Consider the following 22,686-nt stretch of genomic DNA (forward strand, 5'->3'; position numbering starts at 1 on the left):
ACGACGGCGAACGCCCCGTTGATCCGCACCAGTTGGCCCTGCAGGGACACACCCAAGCCGGCGGCCTGACCGTGGGGGCGCACCGTCGCCGGTACGCAGGGGGGCCTGATACCCGGGAGGCCTGTCCACCGACCTGCTGCAGGTGGCCGACGCCACGAGCGCCGTCAACTACGGCCCGAACAGGGTGCGTTTCCCCAGCCCTGGGCTGGACGGCCCCCTTCTGACGACGCTCCTCAGGCCGCCGCCACCGCCGTGTGAACGACAGCTCCGTGCTTTTTGGCGTGCATTCTTCGTGGGATGTCGTGTCTTCCCAGCACGCTCCCCGGCCGCCTCCTCCTACCGTCTTTCCTGGCGAGGGTCAGCGACGACGCGGCCCTCGACTTCGCAGGAGGGCGAGGTTCTCAATGACTCTGACCGATGCTCAGCTGGTGGAACTCTGGGACAAGCAGGCTCTCCACGACAACCTGATGTTGTACGTTCGCGGGGCCGACCGCCACGACCGCGACCTCATTTTGTCGGCCTACTGGCCCGACTCCTGGGACAACCACGGAGCGTACGTCGGTGACGGGCCGGGCTGGGCAGATGCCGCGCTCGCCTGGGAGGACCAGATCCTCAGCTGCAGCCACCACGTCACCAACGTCCTGTCCGAGATCGAAGGCAACCGCGCCAAGCGCGAGTCGATGTTCATCTGCGTCGTGCCCTTCAAGGAGACCGGCATGACGATGTACCAGGCGGGCCGCTACCGCGACCTGTGCGAGAAGCGCGACGGAGAGTGGAAGATCCTCCACCGCACCTGCGTCTGGGACTGGATCGACGTGAGGGAGACCAACACCGACTGGGGCACCGTGAATGTCCCCCGGGTCTCGCACTGGGGTGCCTGGCGTGAGGACGACCCGATCTACAAGGACTGGATCAAGAGCGCCCCCACCGAATTCGCCCAATGAGCAGGTTCAGCCCATCGACGCGTCCAGCTCCCGCACCCTGCGCAGGGCCTTGACGTACAGCTCGCGGTGCTCAGGGTCCTCGTAGCGGTGCAGGGGCGTCGTGATCGACAGGGCCGTCTGCGGCCACCGCGCGCCCTCGAAGATCGGGACCGCGAGCCCGCACGCACCATTCACGTACTCCTGCTCGTCGATCGCGTACCCGCGCTCGCGCGTCCTTTCGAGTTCGGCGACGAGTGCCTCGCGGGATGTCACCGTGTGCTCGGTGCGTGCCGGCAGCTTCCCGTCGGCATCCCCGAGCCTGTCGACCGCTGCGGGCGCGCCGTACGCGAGGAGCGCCTTGCCCGACGCGCGCGCATGGATGTCTCCCGACACCCCCACGCGCAGGTCGGCCACGCGCACCGAATGTGACCCCTCCTGGATCGCCACGATGGTCACGTCTCCGTCGTGCCACGCCGACAGGTAGGCCGTTTCTCCGGTCGTGCTGACGACGGTTTCCAGCATGTCGTAGGCCTGCCGGCTGGGCCGCCAGTCCGCCTCGACGCGTGAGCTCAGGGAGAGGATCTTGCCGCCCCCCAGGCTGTATTCGCGCTCATGACGCTGCAGATAGCCGGTGTACACGAGGGTGGACAACAGGTGCGACACCGTGGCCAGGTGCAGGCCCGCGCGCTGCGCGATGACCTGCGCACGCAGCGGCGTGTCGCTCTCGGCGACGATGTCAACGATGTCGAGGGCCCGGACGACCGACTGGACCAGGTCGCGAGGTGCCGCAGGGTCAGATTCAGAGTTCCTGGCCATCACCCCACCAGGATATCACTCACATGGTGAAAGTTTGGGCGACATCGATTCGCAATGCGGTTGTCACATCCATTGACACCGCGCTCAGCCGCCCACTAGGAATGCCTCATCGCGAAAGCCTCTATCGCATGGCGATAGTTTTCCATGGCGGAACTGGAGACACCATGACGGCTACGCCGCCGCTGGCAGTCCCTCCCATCGCATCGACGCCGATCGGTGACGTCGGGCAGATCGGGATCCTCGTCAACGACTTCGACGCCGCGCTCGACCTCTACGGCCGCATGTTCGGGATCGAGGAGTGGACCTGCTACCACTACACACCTGAGTTCTTGCGCTGGTCCCGCTACGGCGACGCCGAGGGCAGGTTCGAGATGCTGCTCGCCATGGGCGGCTCCAGCCCGCAGGTCGAGCTCATCCAGCCGATCACCGGCCCGAGCATCTACCAGGACTTCCTCGATGAGGGCCACGTCGGCCTGCACCACCTCGGCGTCTTCGTGGACGACCTGGACGGAGCGATCGCCCGCATGGCCGAGTCGGGGTACCTCGTGACCCAGACGGCCCGGGGCTACGGCCTGAACGGAGATGGCGGGTTCGCCTACTTCGACACCGAGAAGGACCTCGGTGCCGTGATCGAGGCGATCGAGGTTCCCGACGTGCGTCGCCCCGGCGAGGTCCGCCGGACCGCCGGGGCCACGGAGCCCGACCCGGCCGGCCCGCGGACGCCCCGGATCGACAACCCCCTTCGGGCCGAGAGTGTGGCCGTCGTCGGCCCCTCCCGCGACCCATGGAAGACGTCGGGCCGCACGCTCGACTACCTGTCCCGGCTCCGGTTCGACGGGCGGTACTACGCGGTCAGCCCCCTCCACGACGAGGTGCTCGGGATATCCACGTACCCATCGCTTTCCGCCCTGCCCGAGGTCCCGGACGTCGCGGTGCTCGTCGGCCCCGCAGACCGCGTGATCGAGGACCTGCGCGAGGCCGTGGTCATGGGCGTCCCCTTCGCCGTCGCCTTCGCCAGCGGGTTCGGCGAGACCGGCCGGCACGACCGCGACGAGAAGATTCGTGCGGTGCTCGCCGGGGGCAGCACACGCCTGATCGGCCCCAACTGCATCGGCTTCATGCACGTCGGCCGGTCCCTGACCGCGACGTTCTCGTCAGTCCTGCAGCGCGCCCCTCTTCCGGTCGGGCACGTGGCGCTGTTCAGCCAGAGCGGCGGGCTGGGCAACGCGCTCATGCAGTCCCTGGTCGCGCGCGGCGTCAGCGGGCTGAGCGCCTGGAGCAGCTCCGGCAACGAGATCTCGCTGGGCTTCACCGACTGGGTCGGCTGGCTCACCGCCGAGGAGGACACGCATGCCCTGGCCTCCATCGTCGAGAGCTTCCGTCCGGGCGACGACCTCGAGGCCGCGGCTGCGGCAGCCGGCGAGCGCGGGGTCCCCGTGGCCGTGCTCAAGCTCGGGCGCTCCGCCCGCGGCGCGCTCGGCGCGCGGTCGCACACGGGGAAGCTCGCGGGCAGCGGCCGGGTCGCCCAGAGCGTCCTGCGCCACCGCTTCGGGTCGGTATGCACCTCGCCCGAGCAGCTCCTCGATCTGACGGAGACGTTCGATGTCTTCGCCGGCAGGCTCGCCGGAGACGACCACGAGCTCACAGTCGTCACCACCTCCGGCGCACAGGCCGTCCTCTGGAACGACCTCGCGGAGGACCGCGACCTCACCTTCCGCGACCTCGGTACCGAGGCAGCCGCCAGGATCGCCGCGGCCGTGGGCAGCGACCACGTGGGCAACCCCGTCGACGTCGGCGTGCAGCTGACCACCGCCGACTACGTACGCATCGTCGACAGCGTGGTCACGACCTCGACGGGCGGGTGGGTCATCGTCACCGCGACGCGCCTGGCGCACGACTTCGACGAACTCGCCGCCGGCATCGCGGCGATGGACGCCCCGGAGGGTGTACGGGTCGTCGTCGTCCCGCTGTCCGAGGACGACCGCGTCACGACCGAGCAGGCTCAGGTGTTGCGCGCCGCAGGAGCGATCGCGCTGCCGACCGCCACCCGCGCCCTCGACGCGATCGCGTCCGCTGCCTCGTGGTCGAAGGTCCGGCGCACGCGCGCCGCGCGCGGTCGCCTCGTCGGCACGTCCCTGCGCTCAGCGTCCGCTGCCGGCACAACCGAGCACCTCACGTTCCGGGAGATCGCCGAGGAGCTCGCCGCGGCCGGCATCCCCGTACCCGCCAGCCGTGCCGCACGCGACGTCGAGTCCGTCGTCTGCGCAGCCGAGGAGATCGGCTTCCCCGTCGCGATCAAGATCGACGACCCTGACATCCTCCACAAGGCCGACGCAGGGGGCGTTTTCATCGGCGTCGACAGCACCGAGAACGCGCGCCATGCAGCAGTCCGTCTGACCGCCATCCAGTCCGAGAACGCCACGATCTCCGTACAGACCATGGCCCCCGGCAAGACCGAGGTGCTCGTGGGCCTGCGCCGCGACCCCGAGTTCGGCCCCGTGCTGGTCCTGGGCGCCGGCGGCAGCATGACGGAGGCCATCGACGACATCGGCATCCTGCCGCTGCCCACCTCGCGCCCCGAGGTACGCGACGCGATCACCGCAGTGCACGTCGTCGCAGCCGGGCTGCGCAAAGCCCCAGGCGCACACACCCTCGACGCCCTGACCGACGCGGTGATGGACCTCATCGCGTGGGCGGAGCAGCGCGGGGACGTCCACGAGTTCGAGTTCAACCCGATCCTGGCAGACCCCGAGACGGCAACCGTCACGGTCGTCGACGCCGTCGTGTCTGTCCACCTCACTCCGGAAGGAACGAACTGATGACCACCACCGCCCCCACCGGCAAGGCCGTCCCCAGCAAGCAGATCAGCGACGAGGACGTCGCCTACATGAAGAGCTTCATCGGCCAATCGGCCGTGGTCGTCCAGTGGAACGAGGAGGCGAGCGCCGACACGATCCGCCACTACGCGTGGGGCATCGGTGACGAGAACCCCCTGTGGCTCGACGAGACGTACGCGAGGAACACGCGCTTCGCCACCCGCGTCGCCCCGCCGACCTTCCTGTACTCAGTCTGCGACGCCGAGCTCGCGATGGGCATGTCCGAGGGTCTGCAGGCGCTCCACCTCGGCGCCGACGTCGAGTTCCACCGCCCGATCCGCCTGGGCGAGCGCATCAGGGCCCGCTCCTTCGTCGAGGATGTGCGCGAACGTGAGGGCCGCCGCTCCGGCCGCCTGGTCGAACAGGTCGGCCGCACCGACTACTTCGTCGGCGAGGAGCTCGTCGGCACCGTGCGCAACACGATCGTCTGCGTCGCTCGCAGCACCGAGAGCACACGCATGCACGAGCCCCGCGACCCGCACCTGTACACCGACGAGGAGATGGCCGAGATCCGTGCCGAGATCCTCGCCGAAGAGGTCCGCGGACCGCGTGCCCGCTTCGCCGGCACCGTGCACGTCGGTGACGTGATCCCCAAGGTCGTCAAGGGTCCCCTGGACCTGATCACCATGACCGCCTACTACGCGGGTGCGATCGGCACCGCCGGCTACCGCGGCGTCGAGACGCGCGTGCGCCAGCAGGAGCGTGTGCGCAACGGCCACCCGCTGGCGCCGACCAACCTCGGTCCCGAGCACTTCCTGTCCGAGCCGTTCCCGAGCCTCGGTCACCAGGACGCCGCGATGGCCCGCGCCATCGGAATGCCCGGCGCCTACGACAACGGCAACCAGCGCGTGTCCTGGATGACGCACTGCGTGACCAACTGGATGGGCGACGACGCCGACCTCCTGAAGATCTCCGTGCGCATCAAGCAGCCCGGCGTCTTCGGTGACACCCAGTGGATCGGCGGCGAGGTCACCCGCGTATCCGAGGACGAGACGCACGGCGCCTGCGCCGAACTCACGCTCAAGGCCGTCAACCAACTGGGCGTCGAGACCACGACCGCCGTCGCGACCGTCTCTCTGCCCGAGGCCTGAGCGGCCGGTTCCCCCAGTGCCCGAGGACGTGCGCTGAAGAAGGAGTGTCCAGTGAACGGTCAGGTTGAAGAGTATTCGGTCGTCGTGGTTGGCGCGGGGATGGGCGGCATCTACGCCCTGCACCGCTTCGCCGAGCTGGGGCACTCCGTGCACGGCTTCGAAGGGGCGCCCGGTGTGGGCGGCGTCTGGTACCACAACGCCTACCCGGGCGCCCGCGTCGACCTCGAGAGCGACAGCTACTCGTACATGTTCGACGAGGAGCTCTACACCGGCTGGGACTGGAGCGAGCGGTACGCCGCCCAGCCCGAGATCCTGCGCTACCTGAACTACGTCGCCGACCGGCTCGACGTGCGCCGCAACCTCTCGCTCAGCACTCGGGTGACGTCGGCGCAGTGGAATCCGGAGGAGAACAGGTACCTGATCAAGACCGACACCGGCCGCACGGTGCGGGCGCGCTACCTGGTCATGGCGACGGGCAACCTGTCCCGTCCCAAAGACCCCGATTTCAAGGGCCTGGGCGACTTCGAGGGCGAGTGGTACCAGACCTCCCACTGGCCGCAGACGCCCGTCGACTACGCGGGCAAGCGGGTCGCCGTCATCGGCACGGGTTCCTCGGGCGTCCAAGCGGCGACCGAGATCGCCAAGACAGCCGGGCACCTCTACGTCATGCAGCGCACCCCGCACTACGTCGTCCCGGCGCACAACCGTCCGGCCGACCCGGTGAAGAAGGAGCGTCTGTCGCGCAAGGTCCTGGAGTTCCGCGACGAGAGCTACGCGACGCCGGTCGGGTATGTGCTGCCGCCCCCCGTGGGCCGCGGCGTCGACTACTCGCCCGAGCAGCGCCTGCAGATCCTGGAGACCCGGTGGGCGTTCGGCGGGCAGTGCCTGCTCAGCACGTTCACCGACCAGGGAACGAACATCGAGATCAACGACGTGGTCTCGCAGTTCGTGCGCAGCAAGGTCGCCCAGCAGGTCGATGACCCGCAGACCGTGGCAAAGCTGATGCCGACGTCGTACCCCCTCGGCACCCGACGACTGGTCATCGACACCGGCTACTACCCGATCTTCAATCAGGACAACGTCTCTCTCGTCGACATGCGCGACAACCCGATCGAGCGCATCACGGCGACCGGCATCAAGACCCGCGAGGCCGAGTACGAGGTCGACGTCATCGTGTTCGCCCTCGGGTTCGAGGCGTTCACCGGCGCCCTGGACCAGGCCAACGTCCGCAACGAGCACGGGCAGCAGCCCAGCGACCGGTGGGCGTACAAGCCGCAGACCTACCTGGGGCTCATGTCGAACGCCTTCCCCAACCTGTTCACCCTCACGGGGATCCAGAGCCCCAGCGTGCTGGCGAACTTCTTCACGCTGAACAACTACCACGTCGACCTCGTCGACAAGATCATCGGCTACGCCGAGGAGGCGAGGGCCGAGCGCGTCGAGCCGACCCTCGACGCCGAGAAGAAGTGGGGCGACCACTGCAACGAGATCGCCGAGCCGATGCTGCGCCGGGCCGTGGACAACTACATGGTGCACGTCAACCGGTACGACGGGTCGCGCTTCTTCCTGCCGTACGCGGGCGGGTTCGACCGCTACGTCGCTGACGTCGACGAGTACCTCGGCGAGAAGTACGAGGGGTTCGAGTTCACCAGCTGACCCGGACCTGCCGGTCGGCCGGCCTGCTGGTCCGCCGACCGCATCAGAGACACCACGAGGAGGTGGTCATGAGTCTCGTCGTCGACAAGCACGTCCCCGTCACCATGCGCGACGGCACGGTCCTCGCGGCCGACGTCTACCGGCCCGAGGGGGCGGAACCCCGCTCCACCGTGCTGATCCGCACCCCCTACAGCAAGGACGATCCCGCACACGCCAACACCTGGATCAACGTGCTGCGCGCCGCCGAGAGCGGGTGGGCCGTCGTCGTCCAGGACGTACGCGGCCGGTTTCGCAGCGGCGGCACCTTCGTCCCCTTCGCACACGAGGCCGACGACGGAACCGACACAATCGCGTGGGTCCGCGAACAGCCGTGGTCCGACGGGCACGTCGGCATGGTCGGCGGCTCGTACGTGGGCATCACCCAGTGGCTGGCCGCCACCCGCGCACCCAAGGGACTCCTGGGCATCGTGCCGGGCAGCACGGCGGACGACGTCACCACGGGCTGGACGCACGAGGAGCAGAACCTGACGTTCGGATTCCTCGCGCACTGGGTGTCCGTGCTCGCGGCCAGCAGTAAGGACCTCACCCCCGAGGACCGCGCCCGCGCCGCCGCCCTCGTCCAGGGCGTGACGGATGGCAGCTGCCGCACATTCGATGACCTCATCAAGGCCGCGGGCGACCTCGCCCCCTACCTACCGGACTGGCGGGACCGGAGCGGGGAGATCGTGGACCCCGAGGCGGCCGGGCGCGTCCGCCTGCCCGTGCTTGTGATCTCCGGGTGGTTCGACATCTTCGGACCAGGATCCGTCGCCAGTTACACCCGCCGCGATGCCGCCGGCACCCGGCAGCCGCACGACCGGCTGCTCGTCGGTCCCTGGGCGCACGGCGTGATGGGTGGCTGGTTCCCCGGACACACCTACGGTCCGGCGGCGTCGTTCGACGCGCTCGACCCGACCGGGCTCCAGCTCGGTTGGTTCGAGACGCTGCGTGACGGCGGCCCGGCGCCCGCCGACCCCGTCACCGCGTTCGTCATGGGTGCCAATGAGTGGCGGTCCTTCTCGACCTGGCCTCCGCAAGAGGCCCGGCCGGTCGAGGTCCCGCTGCGCGTGGACGGTTCCCCGCACGCTCTCGTGTCGGCCGAGCCCGTCCCGACGATCGGCGGGCGCACGTTCTTCCCCGGGTACAAGGTCGCCGCGAACGCCGGCCCCCGCCCCCAAGGACCCCTGAGCGAGCGCGACGACGTCGTCGCGCTCGTCTCCGACCCGTTGCCCGAGGACACCGACGTCCTCGGGGGCATCACCTGCACGCTCGCCGTGGCGAGCGATGCTCCCACTGCGGTCGTCGTCAAGCTGTCGACGACCAACCAGGACGGCGAGTCGGTGCTGCTGGCCGAGGGCTCCAGTCGCACCACCGCCAGCGCCAGGCAGGGCGAGACGGTCAGCGTGGATCTCGGGCCGACCGCCGTGCGACTCGACCGGGGAACGCGCCTGTCGCTGACCGTCGCCGCGTCGGACTTCCCACGTCTCGAGGACGGGCCCCGCGCGGGCTTCTCCGTGCTTGAGCGGGCCCCGTCGTCGGACTTCCCACGTCTCGAGGACGGGCCCCGCGCGGGCTTCTCCGTGCTTGAGCGGGCCCCGGCGCTGCACCTCGACGTCGTCTGAACCTCCACCCCAGAGCAGGACCCCACCCCACCTTCAAGGAGAAGACACCATGACTGTGACTCGCTTCGCCGACTACAAGGACAAGTACAAGCACCTCAAGCTGGATCGTGACGAGGACGGCATCCTCCTCGTCACGATCCACACCGACGGTGCCGAGGTCTACTGGGGCACGGACGTCCACGACAACCTGTCGTCGGTCTGGGGCGACATCGGCAAGGACCCGGAGAACAAGGCCGTCATCCTCACCGGCGGGGGCGAGACCTTCATCGACCGGGAGGTCCCGATCCCGGACAAGGGCTGGGTCACCCCTGAGATCTGGATCAAGCTCCATGCCGACGCGAAGCGCCTCGTGCTCGACCACCTCGAGATCGAGGTGCCCATGATCGCGGCGATCAACGGCCCCGCACGCGTCCACAGTGAGCAGGCGCTGCTGTGTGACATCTCGATCGCGTCGGAGGACACCGTGTTCGGCGACCACCCGCACTTCTCGGTGGGCGTCGTCCCCGGTGACGGCATGCAGGTCATCTGGCCGACCGTGATCGGCCTCAACCGCGCCCGTTACATGCTTCTCACCGGCACGGAGATCGACGCGCAGAAGGCCCTCGAGTGGGGTGCCGTCAACGAGGTCGTCCCCAAGGACCAGGTGGTGACGCGCGCATACGAGCTGGCCCGCCAGATCGTCAAGCAGCCCCAACTGACCTTGCGCAGCACGCGCATGCTCATGCTCGCCGAGCTCAAGAAGGTCATGCTCCAAGGCGTCAGCCACGGCATGATGACCGAGGGCCTCGTCGCCATCGGCACGGGCTGGCAGCCCACGAAGGTGGAGGAGTCGGCCTGAGCCGCCCCTGCCAGGACACGACGGCGTGATCGCCGAGCCGCTGCCGGCATGTTCCTGCCGGTCCCCCCGAGGCCGTACGACGTCCTGAGGATGGTCCTCCCGCTGTTCCCGAAGGTGCCGACGGCCTTCCCGATGCAGCCCCGTCCCCGGAGATCGCTCGCCACCTGGCTGCCCGGCCCGGGGCCAATCCTGGCCCCGGGCCGCCCCGAAAGCACTCACGCAAGGAGGCATCGAAGATGGCCGACACACCATCGACGAGCGCCACAGGCCCCCTGACGGGCACCGAGCGGGAGCGACTGCGCACCCTGCTCGCCAAGCAGGAACTCTCGGAGAACATGGCGCGCTACTGCCGCGGCATGGACCGCAAGGAGCTCGATCTCATGAAGTCGACCTACTGGCCCGAGTCGACCGAGAACCACGGCATGTTCGTGGGCACCTCACACGACTTCTGCGACTGGACGATGGAGCTCCAGGAGCAGCTCGGCCACCGGGCCAACCACTACGTGACGAACATGTTGGTCGACCTGGACGGCGATCGCGCGCGGCGGGAGACGGCGTTCATCTACGTGCGGGTGCGCCCGGACGGCGGCCCCTCGGACGTGCTCTGCGGGCGCTACCGGGACCTCTGCGAGCACCGCCAGGGCGTGTGGAAGGTGCTGTCGCGCACCTGCGTGTGGGACTGGGCGCAGCGCCTGGGACCGGAGGCGGACTACACCGAGCTGTTCAAGATCCCGTCCACCTCGGTCTTCGGTGGCCTGTATCCGGACGACCCGATCTACGACGCCGACTGGTGAACCCATCCAACGGCTCAACTCTCAAAATGTGACGGCGATTTCGCGTTAGGACACTTTTATGACCCGCATCGATGTTGCGGTGGTCGGCGCCGGGCCCGTCGGGCTGACCGCGACGATCGACCTGGCCCGCCGGGGCATCAGCGTCATGGTGATCGACAAGCATGCCGAGCCCGCGCTCCACCCGAAGTCCCGCGCCGTGAACGTCCGCACCATGGAGATCTTCCGTTCATGGGGCATCGAGGAGCGGGTGCGCGCCGCCGGGCTCGCAACTCCTCCCGTGCGCTTTCTCGGCAAGGACGTTGTCTCCCCCTGGAGTGACGTCGTCGAGTCCTCGGTCGTCCCCGACGGAGGCGAGAACGACCTCTCCCCACTCCCTCTCGAGGTGTTCTTGTGCTCGCAGGACATCCTGGAGCCGGTCCTGCGCGAGGCCGCGCTGCGGCCTCCCGTCGACGTCCGCCTGTCGACAGAGGTCCTGTCGGTGACCGAGATCGAGGACGGTGTGCGGCTCGAGCTGCGCTCCCGGCTGGACGGCAGCACCGCGACGGTCGAGGCGGCCTACGTGATCGGCGCCGACGGTGCGCAGAGCGGAATCCGGGAGCAGCTCGGCATCGAGCGTGACGGCGAGCCCTCACTGCAGCAGTCCGTGAGTGTGCTGTTCCGCTCCGATCTCATCAGGTCGCGCACGGACAGCGAGTCCGCCTTCATCTACATCGACAACCCGGACACCGTCGGCACCGTGGTGTTCGCACCGGTCGACACCGAAGGACGCGTGGCGATGCTCGGCCGACCTCCGATCCTCGACCGTCTGCCGGTCGACCAGGTCGACTGGCAGGAGCAACTCCGCCTGGCCACCGGGGATCCCGACCTGGACGTCGAAATCATCGACTGTCGCACGTGGGATGTCGGCGCCTGGGTGGCGAGCGACTATCAGAAGGGCCGGGTCTTCCTCGCGGGCGATGCGACGCACGTCATGCCTCCTTACGGCGGGTTCAACCAGAACGCCGGCATCCAGGACGTCCACAACCTCGCCTGGAAGCTCGCCGCCGTCCTACGGGGCTGGGCCAGCCCAGCGCTGCTCGACACCTACGGCCCGGAGCGGCGCCCGGTCGCGCTGTTCGACCGCGAGGAGGCGGTCCTGAACTTCCGGTCGCATGTGGGGGCCGAGCACGACGGACCACGCACATTCCGCACCGAGAACTTCCACCACCTGGGCCTGGACATCGGCTACCGCTACTACCAGGGGGCGGTCGTCCTGGAGCCGGGCCAGCCCCACGGCCCGTGGCCGGTCAGCACGTACACCCCGAGCGCCGCCCCCGGCGAGCGGGCCCCGCACGTGTGGCTCGACGAGGCCCGGACCACTTCGGCCCTCGACGTGCTCGGCGCAGGGGTGACGGTCTTCGCCGCCACCGGAGCACGCGCCGCGGACGAGGCGATCCGTGCAGCCGCCGACCACGGTGTGCCCGCCACGTCCGTCGCCCTGCCCCCAGGGGCGCTGGCCACCTACGGGATCCATGCCGACGGCGCCGTACTCGTCCGCCCGGACGGCCACGTCCTGGCCCGTGTCACCGACGACACCCCCGCCACAGTCGCAAAGGCGCTGGCCGCGATCACCGGTACGCCGGTGGTCCAGCCCGCCTGAGAGAGGAGAACAGTCATGCTCTTCCTGGTGGACATTCAAGTCCGCAAGCCCGAGACGCTCGACGCCGACGCGTGGGAGGCACTGACGCAGGCCGAGAGCAACTACGGGATGGAGGCCCGGCGCTCCGGCAAGCAGCTGCACGTCTGGCGCAAGGCCGGGGCATACGCCACGCTCGCGGTCTGGGACGTCGAGGACAACGACGAGCTGCACACACTGATCAGCGGCCTGCCGCTCTTCCAGTACCTCGACATCACGGTGACACCGCTGGTCGTCCACCCGTCCACCGTCCGATGGGAGCAGATCCAGGCGGGCGGCGAGTGATGGGCGCGCCCACCCGCGGTCTCTTGGACGCGCTGCACTCGCCGCTGAACGTCAGGTCGCTGCACCTGCGCAACCGGTTCGCGCTCGCCCCGATGACCCGCGAAATGTCGCCTACCGGGATACCCGTGGCCGAGAACGCCGAGCACTACCGGGCCCGTGCTGCGGGCGGAGTGGCGCTGATCATCACCGAGGGCACCTACGTCGGCGGGGAGGCGTCGGGGCACAAAGTGACGGTGCCGCACCTCACCGATCCCGCGGCCGACGGCTGGCGGAAGGTCGTCGATGCCGTGCACGCCGAGGGTTCGGCGATCGTCCCGCAGCTGTGGCACGTGGGGGCGCTGCGTGGCACCGCCTCCCCGCTCAACCCGGGGGTGCCACCGCAGTCGCCGTCCGGCCTCGATCTCGACGGGAGACCGCTCGGCGAGCCCCTGACGACCGCCGAAATCGACGCGGTCGTCGCGAGCTTCGCAGAGGCGGCCGCGCTCGCCCGCCGGATCGGATTCGACGGCGTCGAACTGCACGGTGCGCACGGCTACTTGCTCGACGAGTTCCTCTGGCACCGCACGAACCAGCGCGAGGACCGCTACGGCAACCGCACCGTCCTGCCGACCGAGATCGTGAAGGCCGTGCGGGGCGCCGTGGGCGACGACCTCGCGATCGTCTTCCGCTTCTCGCAGTGGAAGGCCGACCACTACACGGAACGCATCGCCGAGACTCCCCACGACCTCGAGAGCCTCCTCGTGCCGCTGGTCGATGCCGGGGTGGACGTCCTCCACGCCTCCACCCGGCGCCACTGGCTGCCCGAGTTCCCCGAGGACGACCCGACGCTCAGCCTGGCCGGGTGGGCGAAGCGCCTCACCGGGGCGCACGTCATCACCGTCGGGTCCGTCGGGGTCGACACCGAGTTCCGCGGCGCCGGGGCCGCTGCCGAGAAGGTCCCCGTCGTGATCCGCGAGTCGCTCGAGGAACGCCTGGAGCTGCTCGCCGAGCAGTTCGACGCCGGCGAGTTCGACGTGGTCGCCCTCGGCCGTGCCCTGATCGCGGACCCCGCGTGGGTCGAGAAGGTCCGCGACGGCGGGCTCGAGCGGGTCGTCCCGTTCGACCGGACCCGGCACACGCTCAGCGGCACCTGAGCCCGCCTTCCCGCCCCGCGGTCCCAGTACGCGAAGAAAGGCACCCAATGCCCCCTCGACACCACCAGAAGCTCCACTTCGGCCCTGCCCGCTCCGAGCTCCACGTCGGCGTGGACATCGACCGGATGCGCCGCGAGCGCGCAGACCGGATGCGCGCGCTCATGCGCGCGAAGGGTGTGCCCACGCTTCTGCTGGCCGGCGCCGACAACGTCCGCTACCTCACGGGATTCCACTGGGGTGAATTCCAGCTGCAGACCGGATACGCCCTGTTCTTCGCCGAGGGCGACCCGGTCGTGTTCTCCCCCGCGGGCTCCCTGCAGCAGATGCCCGACCAGACGCCGTGGGTGTCCGAGTGGCGTCCGGCCATCTCCTGGCTGGGCGGCGTGGCCCCTGCTTCGGCGATCACGGAACTGTCCGCCGCTTTCGCCGCGCAGATCCGTGACGAGCTCGCCGAGCGGTCCCTCACGGGCGAGCAGCTCGCCGTGAGCGAGATCGACGAGGCGGGGATGCGTGCTCTCCACGCCGCAGGCATCGACACGGTCCCCGGCCTGCCACTGCTGCTCGAGTGCGGGACCGTCAAAACGGCCGACGAGATCGCCTGTATCTCCATGGCCGCCAGCCTGGCGACCGCCGGCTACGAGACGGTCCGTGCGAACCTGCGCCCCGGCGTCCGCCAGGCGCAGCTCGCGACCGCAGCCCGGCGCGCCATCGAGGACGCGGGCGCCGAGGCCGGCGCGGCCCGCCTGCTGTCGGGCCCGCTGTCCTTCCCGCGGGGGATCAGCGGCGGCGACCGCATCGTCGAATACGGCGACCTCGCCTACCTGTTGACCTGCGGGACGTCCTACATGGGCTACACCGCGTGTCTGTACCGCCAGTTCATTGTCGGCCGCGCGCCGACCGCAATGGAGAGCTCGTCGTACACGAAGCTCACCGACCGCCTCGACCACGCGATCTCCCTGATGCGTCCCGGCGCGAGCACCGCGGACGTCGCGGCCGTGCTCGCCCCCGCCGAGGAGCTGGGCTTCGGGTCGGAGACCGAGTGCTTCAGCCTTGAGCTCGGACACGGGGTCGGCCTGGTCAACGCCGGTTCGCGCGCCATCCACTACAACCCGCCGGTGATCACCCGTGAGTGGTCCTTCGACCACCCCGAGGAGATCAAGGAAGGCATGGTCATCGCGATCGAGGGCATCGAAGGGCAGCACCGCGTGGGCGGCGTCCGGCTCGAGAACCTCGTCGTGATCACCGCCAACGGCGCCGAGCTGCTCGACCACTACCAGCGCGACGAGATGATCCAGACCGCCGCCTGACACCGGCGCTTCTTCCATCCCGCGCCCCACACCACTTCCACGAGGACGACGCGCACGCCGGCGTGCGCTGAAGGGACGACCATGCCGAAGCATCGGCAACTGGACACGCAGACCCCGTGGGTCGAGCTGAGTACCACCCCCGCGGACTGGAAGCGTGCCGACCCCGCGCTCCTCGCGGGCGTGCTGGCCCAGCTGCACCTGATCCGCTCCTTCGAGGAGACCGTGCTCGAGCTCGCCGGCGAGGGGCTCGTCCACGGGCCTGCCCACTCGAGCATCGGCCAGGAGGGCGGAGCGGTCGGCTCGATCATCGGCCTGCGCTCGACGGACGCCGTCAACGGGTCCCACCGCGGGCACCACCAGTTCCTCGCGAAGGCGCTGACCCACGTGGGCGGTGTCCGCTCCGACCTCACCACCCTCGTCACGCCCGAGATCCGTGACGTCCTGCAGAAGACACTCGCCGAGATCCTCGGTCTCGCGCAGGGGTACTGCCGTGGGCGCGGTGGGTCGATGCACCTGCAGTGGTTCGAGGCAGGGGCGCTCGGCACCAACGCGATCGTGGGCGGCGGCGCCCCGATGGCCACCGGCAACGCGTGGGCGCAGAAGCATGCGGGAACCACCGACCTGACGATCAACTACTTCGGCGACGGAGCCGGCCAGATTGGCTCCGTGCTCGAGAGCATGAACCTCGCGGCCGTGTGGAAACTCCCCACCGGGTTCTTCATCGAGAACAATCTCTACGGCGTCTCCACGCACGTCTCCGAGATCACCGCCGACCCCCGCCTGTCGGTGCGCGGCCAAGGGTTCGGCGTGCCGGGCTGGCGCGTCGACGGCATGGACCCCCTCGCCGTGCACCTCGCGACGACCGAGGCCGCCGAACGGATGCGTGCAGGCGAGGGCCCGGCTGTCATCGAGGCCGAGGTGTACCGCTTCTTCCACCAGAACGGGCCCTATCCCGGCAGCGCCTTCGGCTACCGCACCAAGGAAGAGGAGGCGGCGTGGCGCGAGCGCGACCCGCTGCTGCGCGTCGCCACGGAGATGCAAGGCCTGGGCCTAGTGAGCCAGGCCCAGGTCGACTCGGTGCGCGATCAGACACGGCAGGCGATGCGCGAAGTCACCGCACAGCTGCTCGAGGCCGACCCCGATGCCGACGGCAAGCGGCGCATCCGCCCCGAGCTGTGGCCCGAGCCGGAGTTCGTCGACGTGGGTCTGCGTGGTGACACCAGCGAGCTGGACGGCGCGCGCACGCTCGACCCGGCGACCACTCCGGTCGTCGGCAAGCGCGGCAAGTTCATCGACGCCGTCTCGGCCGTGATGGGCCGCCGCATGGAGCAGGACGACCGGATCGTCGTCATGGGCGAGGACGTGCACCGCCTCGGTGGTGGCACCAACGGAGCCACCAAAGGCCTGGCCAAGCGCTTCCCCGAGCGCGTCCTCCCCACCCCGATCAGCGAGAACGCCTTCGTCGGACTCGGGGGCGGCCTTGCCCTCGACGGTCGTTTCCGTCCCGTGGTCGAGTTCATGTACCCCGACTTCATGTGGGTCGCCGCCGACCAGGTTTTCAACCAGATCGGCAAGGCCCGCCACATGTTCGGCGGCGTCAACCCCGTGCCGCTCGTGCTGCGCACCAAGGTCGCGATGGGCTCCGGGTACGGCTCCCAGCACCTCATGGACCCCGCAGGCGTCTTCGCGACCAGCCCCGGCTGGCGGATCGTCGCACCGTCGACGGCCGCCGACTACGTCGGCCTGATGAACGCCGCACTAGCTCTGGAGGACCCGGTGCTCGTGATCGAGCACGTCGACCTGTACGCCCGGGCCGACGAGATCCCCGAAAACCTTGACTACCAACTGCCGTTCGGCAAGGCCGCACTGCGGCACGAGGGCTCCGACGTCACGATCATCAGCTACCTATCGATGGTCCACCACGTCCTGGAGTCGGTCGAGGAGACCGGTCTCGACGCCGACGTTGTCGACCTGCGCTGGCTCGACCGCGCCTCAGTCGACTGGGAGACCATCGAGACGTCGGTGCGGAAGACCAACGCCGTGCTGATCGTCGAGCAAGGTGCCAAGGGCACCTCGTACGGCGGGTGGCTCGCCGACGAACTCCACCGCCGCCTGTTCGACTGGCTCGACCAGCCCGTCCAGCGGGTCACCGGCTCGGAGGCCAGCCCCAGCATCTCCAAGGTGCTCGAGCGCGCCGCCATAGCCCGCACCGAAGAGGTCGTCGCGGGAATCGGGCAGGTCCGCGCCGGGATGGGGGGTGCCTGATGGCCACTATCGTGCGCATGCCCGAGGTGCTCGCCGACACCACCGAGGCCGCGATCACCACCTGGCTGGTCGCACTCGGCCAGGAGATCGCCATCGGCACAACCCTCGCCGAGATCGAGACCGACAAAGCGGTCGTCGAGTACGCCTCCGAGGTCGAGGGGACCGTACTGCACCTCTTCGCCGACGAGGGCGCCACCGTCACGGTCGGAGACCCGATCGTCGCGGTCGGCGCGCCGGGCGAGGCCGTGGAGGGGGTGCCCGGCGGGGCGACACCGGCCACCTCCTCCCCCGCAGCCACTGCCCCTGCCGCCCCCTCGGCCGAGGCCTTGAGCGCCGTGCCCCAGTCCTGCTCCGCCGCCCGTGGGCCGGCCGAGCCCTCTGGCCGACGCTTCACCAGCCCGCTCGTGCGCAGGCTGGCGAAGGAGCACGACATCGACCTCGCCACGGTCACGGGGACGGGACCGAACGGCCGTATCGTGCGCCGTGACATCGAGGGCGCGGTCCGCGAGGGACGCGATGTTCCCATGTCCCCGGCGGCGTCCGGCACCGAGCCTGCAGCGACTGCGTCGCCCGTCCCGGCACCGGCACCCGCCGCACCTGCGGCGCCGGCCTCTGGCGCCTCCGCCCCGGACGGCGTGGAGGAGGTCCCGCTGACCTCCATGCGGCGCGCGATCGCCCGCCGTCTCACCGAGAGCAAGACCTCGGTGCCGCACTTCTACCTCGTCGCGGACGCACGGGTCGACGAGCTGCTTGCCCTGCGCAAGCAGGTCAACGCGGTCGCCGACGTCAAGGTGTCGGTCAACGACTTCGTACTCAAGGCCGTCGCGGGAGTCCTGCGTGCGATCCCGGAGGCGAACGCCACCTGGGGCGAGACCGTCCTGTACCGCCACCTCACGGTCGACGTCGCGGTGGCCGTCGCGATCGAGGGCGGGCTCGTCACCCCCGTCGTACGCAACGTGGACCGGCTGGCCGTCAGCGAGATAGCGCTCACCGTGCGGGACCTCGCCGAGCGCGCCCGGGCCGGGCGCCTCAGGCAGCACGAGCTCGAGGGCTGCTCCTTCTCCGTGTCGAACCTCGGCATGTACGGAAGCCAGGAGTTCTCCGCGATCATCAACCCGCCGCAGGCGGGGATCCTAGCGGTCGGCGCGGTCCGACAAGTGCCCGTCGTGGACGACGGAGAGCTGGCCGTGGGCACGGTGATGACAGTGACGCTCTCGGCCGACCACCGCGTGATCGACGGCGCGCTCGCCGCACAGTGGCTCACGGCGTTCGTCGAGCGGATCGAAAACCCGATGCTGCTGCTGGTCTGAGAGGCCCGAACATGACTGAGCTCGACGGTCGGGACGCAGGGATGCGCCCAGCAGGTGCGACCCGCGCAGACCCCGCCGGAGGAGCAGTACGGCGCGGCGTTCGAGGCTCCCCACGGCGTGCTCGACTCCGACGCGACGTCCGTCGTCGTCGGGGGCGGCCTCGAGTACAGCAAGGGCCGTTGGGAGACCCTGCCCATCATCGCCAAGCAGTTGACCTGGGACAGCACAAACGCAGGCAGCGCCGGCCGCGACAAGCGAGGAACCGCGGTCGCTGTGTGGCTGACAGACAAGGTCGAGTAGCTCTGCTGCAACCACGCCTACACCGACACGGTGGTGACCGATGCCCTCCGGCCGCACCGGCCCGAGCGACATGACACCCAGACCAGACCAGCTCAGACAAGGGAGTTTGAACCATGCCCAGCACGGGAGTCCTCCAGGGCAAGCACGTCCTCATAACCGGCGCAGGCCGCGGTCTCGGCGAGGCGTACGCGCGTGCGGCCGTCACCGAGGGGGCGCGCGTCGTCGTCTCGGACATCAACGCGGAGCCTGTCGAGGCGGTCGCCGCGTCGATCAACGAGGCGGGCGGCGAAGCTCTCGCGGTCGTCTCCGACGTCACCGACTGGGACAGCTGCGAGAAGCTCGTCGCAGCAGCTGTGGAACGCTTTGGCAAGCTCGACGGCCTGGTGAACAACGCCGGTTACCTGAATCCTGCGGTCGCGGGCACCGAAACCGAGGCCGATATTCGCCGGCACATCGACATCGGCGTCTACGGGACCTACTTCATGTCGGTTCATGGGCTCGCCGCGATGCAGGGCAGCGGGTCCATCGTCAACGTAACCTCGGGCGCGCAGGTCGGTCTGCGGATGATGAGCGCGTACGCGGCGGCCAAGGGTGCGGTCGCCTCGCTCACGTACGCCTGGGCAAACGAGTTCGGCGGCCAGGGCGGGGACATCCGGGTCAATGCCATGGCCCCGCATGCCTCCACGCCCATGATGGACGCTGGTACGGCCGCTTACACGAAGTACTTCGGCGGGCAGGCGGTCGCGCCGCCGCCCGCGACGAACGCGCCCGTCGTTCTCTACTTGCTGTCCGACCTGAGCAAGGGTGTCAACGGTCAGGTCGTACGCCTCGCGAACGGGCGCGAGCTGCACCTGATGACCCATCCCCAGGTCCTGGACCGGCCGCTGACGCGCGACTCGTGGACCGTGCAGGACGTCGAGCGGGCCTTCGACGACATGTTCCGCGACCGCCTTCAGCCGTACGGCACCCTGACCAACACCGACGCGCGGCTTGTCGAGCCCGGAGTCGTCGTGTTCGACCCCGCAACCGCGTGATCGGACCAAAAGGACCCGCGTCCGCGACAGCAAGTGGGAGCAATGCGCCGACCGTACGTGTCTCCCGCAGCAAAGGAGAAGTGAGACCAATGAAGTCATGGCGATTCCACGGAACCGGCCAGCCGCTGACCCTGGAAGAGGTACCGGACCCGCACGCGGGGCCGGGCGAGGTCGTCGTCGACGTCAAGGCCGCCGGCCTGTGCCACTCGGATGTCGGCGCGCTCGACGACCCACAGTGGATGAAGTCGTTCCCACGCATTCCGATGACGTTCGGGCACGAGAATGCCGGGGTGATCAGCGAGGTCGGCCCCGGAATGGAGGACTGGAAGGTCGGCGACCGCGTCGGGCTGGCACCCGTGATGCCCGACGGCGACGCCATCGGCTATGGCGCCTGGGACGGCGGCTACGGCCCCAAGATCCGGGCCACCAAAGCGAACCTGGTACGCCTGCCCGACGAGCTTTCCTTCGAGCTGGGCGTGATGGCGACCGACGCGGGCATCACCTCGTACCACGCCATGGTCACCGTCGGCGGCCTGAAGAAGGGCATGCGGGTCGGCGTGATCGGCCTGGGTGGGCTCGGCTACATCGGCGCGCGTGTCGCCGTCCTCAAGGGAGCCGAGGTCTACGCCGCCGACATCTCCCCGTCCTCACGGGAGCTCGCCGCCGAGATCGGGCTGGCGGGCGTCGCCGAGTCGATCATCGAGTTCGCCGACAAGGATCTGCCGCTGATCGTGGACTACGCGGGCTTCGGAACCACCACCGCTCAAGCGGTGGAGACGCTGGGCAAGTCCGGGACGCTCGTGCAAGTCGGCCTCGGCCGCTTGCAGGCCACGGTGAACACCCAGGCCCTCATCTTCAAGCAGCTGCGTATCTTCGGCTCCCTCTCGGGCACCCAACAGGACCTGGCCGAGCTGTACGAACTCATGCGCAGCGGAGCACTCAACCCGCCGATCAACCGGATCGCACCGCACGAAATCCCGGAAGGTCTGGACCGCCTCCGCAAGGGCGGAGTCGTCGGCCGCATCGTTGCTGCCTACGATCACTGAGGCCCCGGACGGTCGATCCTCCTCGCCGCCTGCGCGCGCGAACGGTACCCACAGAGGTGTCTCAGTATGGTCGGCCCCCGGCAGAAGCTGCCGGGGGCCGAGCGAGCGGACACACCAACAGTCACACGGCCAACCACTTCCGTTAGGAATTCTTGGCGCTGTACCGAGAAGCCTCCCTGAACGCCGTCGGAGGCATCCCCCTCCACCGTTTGAAGGCCATGGTGAAGCTGGCCGGATCCGTATAGCCCAGCTTGCGGGATATTTCCGATACGGAGTGATCTGTATTCGAGAGCAGATCGCAGGCCAGTTCACTCAAAGTCTCGTCTCGCACCCGGCCGAAGTCTTTGCCCGTGAGTTCAAGCTTGCGTTGCAGGGTACGTGGGGAGACTTGCAGCGCCGCGGCCACATTTGCCAATGTGCGGTAGAGATTGGGCGCGGCCCTTATGACTTTCGCGACAGTGTGGGGCCAGTCGCCAGTCGCCCTGAATGAGTCGATGATCTGGGTATCCGCTCTGACCCATGCCTCGTGCTGGAATGCGTTACCGAAGGGCAGTTCCTCCTTCGATGTAGCAGGGCTCCACCGCAGCCGCAACGCCTCTGCGCCACATTCGATTTCGCAGGAAACGTACGCCAAAGCCTCGGGCGATATTTCTGCGATAGGCACTTCGACCTGAGTGAAAGGGAAGGCGTCTCCGTACAGCCACGCGAGTGATCGGGTGCTGGCAAATAGATCACGGTACACGCTGAACGGGATCAACTCGTCCGGGGCGTCAGGATAGGCGTATTCAATTCCCACCACTGCCCCACCTGATGCTCGGAGAGGCCTGATTTCGAGGAGCCCAGGGGCATTGTCAGTTGCGCTGGCAACTTCCACCCACGCCTCAACGGTCGGGGCGGTCGCCAGGGCCATTCCGCGAACGCCGTAGGTACTCGTCGTGTAAGCACGCATTGCCCGCACCCAAAGATCGACGCGATCTCTTGTGAGAGCGACGAACTGAAGCTGGAATGCCAGCTCCTTCTTTGCAGGAATGGTGCTTCCCGGTCGATTCAGCGCGCCGGGGTCGATCTCGGCATTCGCGAGCGCGGTTCGCCAGTCGAGATCCGCTTCCTGGAGCAGCTGGCACAGCGCGTGCACACTGAAGTTCGGCACGCGCAGGTTCTGGTACGAGTTCAGCTTCATCGCTGGGCACTTTCGCCGCGGTGGGGAGCCGGCCGGCCAAGGGGAGCCGACGAAGCCGACACGGATGTCGTTCCACTGCATGGCATGGTCGCTGGAATGCCGGGGGGAACGGTCGGAGAATCCATCTCTCTCTCCTCTTCGTTGAGGCGATGGGGTGCCGCTCCGGAGGCGCCGCGGCGACAGGAGCACCGTCTGGCGTCGGAAGTAACGCCAGAAGCCTTACATCTCACGCCACCAACCGGCAAGTGGTGACACCTTGGCGCGTTTTCCTGCGTTGATGGCGTCCCTTGCCATGGTGGTCCGGTGCTGGCGCTCTTAGCGTCATTCATCAACGGGGCAGAGAAGCCGACGCAGCGACACCACAGGAGATCGGTGAGCACTCCCACCGTTCGAAGTCGCCCCTAGCGGCAGGGTCGACATCGCCGCTCGCGATCGCAGTAGTCGAATTCCTATTTACAGGAACCGATATGGGCCGGACGCCCTTCGGTATCCAGAG

General features: G+C 68.9%; 18 protein-coding genes. 16 read left to right on the plus strand and 2 right to left on the minus strand.

What is annotated here, in order from left to right; translation table 11 throughout:
* Positions 1 to 404 precede the first annotated feature (404 nt).
* The gene (locus OHA58_RS03475; protein WP_266557452.1) at positions 405 to 944 is read left to right on the plus strand and encodes a nuclear transport factor 2 family protein; all 540 of its coding nucleotides are present in this window, start codon (positions 405 to 407) and stop codon (positions 942 to 944) included.
* A gap of 6 nt (positions 945 to 950) precedes the next feature.
* Here OHA58_RS03475 and OHA58_RS03480 read toward each other — a convergent pair whose 3' ends face one another.
* Positions 951 to 1,739: an IclR family transcriptional regulator gene (locus tag OHA58_RS03480; protein WP_405476250.1), complete on the minus strand. Its 789-nt coding sequence runs from the start codon at positions 1,737 to 1,739 to the stop codon at positions 951 to 953.
* Between the two features lie 164 nt (positions 1,740 to 1,903).
* Here OHA58_RS03480 and OHA58_RS03485 point away from each other — a divergent pair, with 164 nt between their 5' ends.
* From OHA58_RS03485 to OHA58_RS03555, 15 genes are all read left to right on the plus strand, one after another.
* Positions 1,904 to 4,558 carry an acetate--CoA ligase family protein gene (locus OHA58_RS03485; RefSeq protein WP_405476252.1) on the plus strand — a complete coding sequence of 885 codons (2,655 nt, stop codon included), beginning with the start codon at positions 1,904 to 1,906 and terminating at the stop codon, positions 4,556 to 4,558.
* Entirely contained in the window at positions 4,558 to 5,706 is a 1,149-nt protein-coding gene (locus OHA58_RS03490; RefSeq protein WP_405476254.1) for a MaoC family dehydratase N-terminal domain-containing protein, read from the plus strand. Before OHA58_RS03485 ends, OHA58_RS03490 begins: the two co-directional genes overlap by 1 nt.
* A 51-nt stretch (positions 5,707 to 5,757) precedes the next feature.
* Positions 5,758 to 7,362 carry a flavin-containing monooxygenase gene (locus OHA58_RS03495; protein WP_405476257.1) on the plus strand — a complete coding sequence of 535 codons (1,605 nt, stop codon included), beginning with the start codon at positions 5,758 to 5,760 and terminating at the stop codon, positions 7,360 to 7,362.
* A 68-nt stretch (positions 7,363 to 7,430) separates the two neighbouring features.
* Positions 7,431 to 9,023 (plus strand): CocE/NonD family hydrolase, encoded by a 1,593-nt coding sequence (locus OHA58_RS03500; RefSeq protein WP_405476259.1) that lies wholly within the window; start codon positions 7,431 to 7,433, stop codon positions 9,021 to 9,023.
* 49 nt (positions 9,024 to 9,072) lie between these two features.
* On the plus strand, positions 9,073 to 9,861 hold the full coding sequence (locus tag OHA58_RS03505) for an enoyl-CoA hydratase/isomerase family protein (protein WP_405476262.1): 789 nt from the start codon (positions 9,073 to 9,075) through the stop codon (positions 9,859 to 9,861).
* Between the two features lie 236 nt (positions 9,862 to 10,097).
* Positions 10,098 to 10,655, plus strand: coding sequence for a nuclear transport factor 2 family protein (locus tag OHA58_RS03510; protein ID WP_266557466.1), 558 nt, complete (start codon positions 10,098 to 10,100; stop codon positions 10,653 to 10,655).
* A gap of 58 nt (positions 10,656 to 10,713) precedes the next feature.
* Positions 10,714 to 12,294, plus strand: coding sequence for an FAD-dependent oxidoreductase (locus OHA58_RS03515; protein WP_405476264.1), 1,581 nt, complete (start codon positions 10,714 to 10,716; stop codon positions 12,292 to 12,294).
* A 15-nt stretch (positions 12,295 to 12,309) separates the two neighbouring features.
* The gene (locus tag OHA58_RS03520; protein ID WP_266557470.1) at positions 12,310 to 12,615 is read left to right on the plus strand and encodes a muconolactone Delta-isomerase family protein; all 306 of its coding nucleotides are present in this window, start codon (positions 12,310 to 12,312) and stop codon (positions 12,613 to 12,615) included.
* Complete coding sequence (locus OHA58_RS03525; protein WP_405476267.1) at positions 12,615 to 13,748, plus strand: 12-oxophytodienoate reductase; 1,134 nt, start codon at positions 12,615 to 12,617, stop codon at positions 13,746 to 13,748. The genes OHA58_RS03520 and OHA58_RS03525 overlap by 1 nt, the downstream gene beginning before the upstream one ends.
* Before the next feature lie 47 nt (positions 13,749 to 13,795).
* Positions 13,796 to 15,055 carry a Xaa-Pro peptidase family protein gene (locus OHA58_RS03530; protein ID WP_266557474.1) on the plus strand — a complete coding sequence of 420 codons (1,260 nt, stop codon included), beginning with the start codon at positions 13,796 to 13,798 and terminating at the stop codon, positions 15,053 to 15,055.
* Between the two features lie 81 nt (positions 15,056 to 15,136).
* Positions 15,137 to 17,320 carry a thiamine pyrophosphate-dependent enzyme gene (locus tag OHA58_RS03535; RefSeq protein WP_405476270.1) on the plus strand — a complete coding sequence of 728 codons (2,184 nt, stop codon included), beginning with the start codon at positions 15,137 to 15,139 and terminating at the stop codon, positions 17,318 to 17,320.
* Positions 17,320 to 18,630 carry a dihydrolipoamide acetyltransferase family protein gene (locus OHA58_RS03540; RefSeq protein ID WP_405476273.1) on the plus strand — a complete coding sequence of 437 codons (1,311 nt, stop codon included), beginning with the start codon at positions 17,320 to 17,322 and terminating at the stop codon, positions 18,628 to 18,630. The genes OHA58_RS03535 and OHA58_RS03540 overlap by 1 nt, the downstream gene beginning before the upstream one ends.
* A gap of 54 nt (positions 18,631 to 18,684) precedes the next feature.
* Complete coding sequence (locus OHA58_RS03545; RefSeq protein WP_405476276.1) at positions 18,685 to 18,930, plus strand: hypothetical protein; 246 nt, start codon at positions 18,685 to 18,687, stop codon at positions 18,928 to 18,930.
* Positions 18,931 to 19,043: 113 nt separating this feature from the next.
* Positions 19,044 to 19,964: an SDR family NAD(P)-dependent oxidoreductase gene (locus OHA58_RS03550; protein WP_405476278.1), complete on the plus strand. Its 921-nt coding sequence runs from the start codon at positions 19,044 to 19,046 to the stop codon at positions 19,962 to 19,964.
* A gap of 89 nt (positions 19,965 to 20,053) precedes the next feature.
* The gene (locus OHA58_RS03555; RefSeq protein ID WP_405476280.1) at positions 20,054 to 21,010 is read left to right on the plus strand and encodes a zinc-binding dehydrogenase; all 957 of its coding nucleotides are present in this window, start codon (positions 20,054 to 20,056) and stop codon (positions 21,008 to 21,010) included.
* A 142-nt stretch (positions 21,011 to 21,152) separates the two neighbouring features.
* Here OHA58_RS03555 and OHA58_RS03560 read toward each other — a convergent pair whose 3' ends face one another.
* Complete coding sequence (locus OHA58_RS03560) at positions 21,153 to 22,190, minus strand: helix-turn-helix domain-containing protein (protein WP_405476283.1); 1,038 nt, start codon at positions 22,188 to 22,190, stop codon at positions 21,153 to 21,155.
* Positions 22,191 to 22,686: the final 496 nt, after the last annotated feature.

This window comes from Streptomyces sp. NBC_00009, from assembly GCF_045040855.1.
Lineage (GTDB): Bacteria > Actinomycetota > Actinomycetes > Streptomycetales > Streptomycetaceae > Streptomyces > Streptomyces aureus.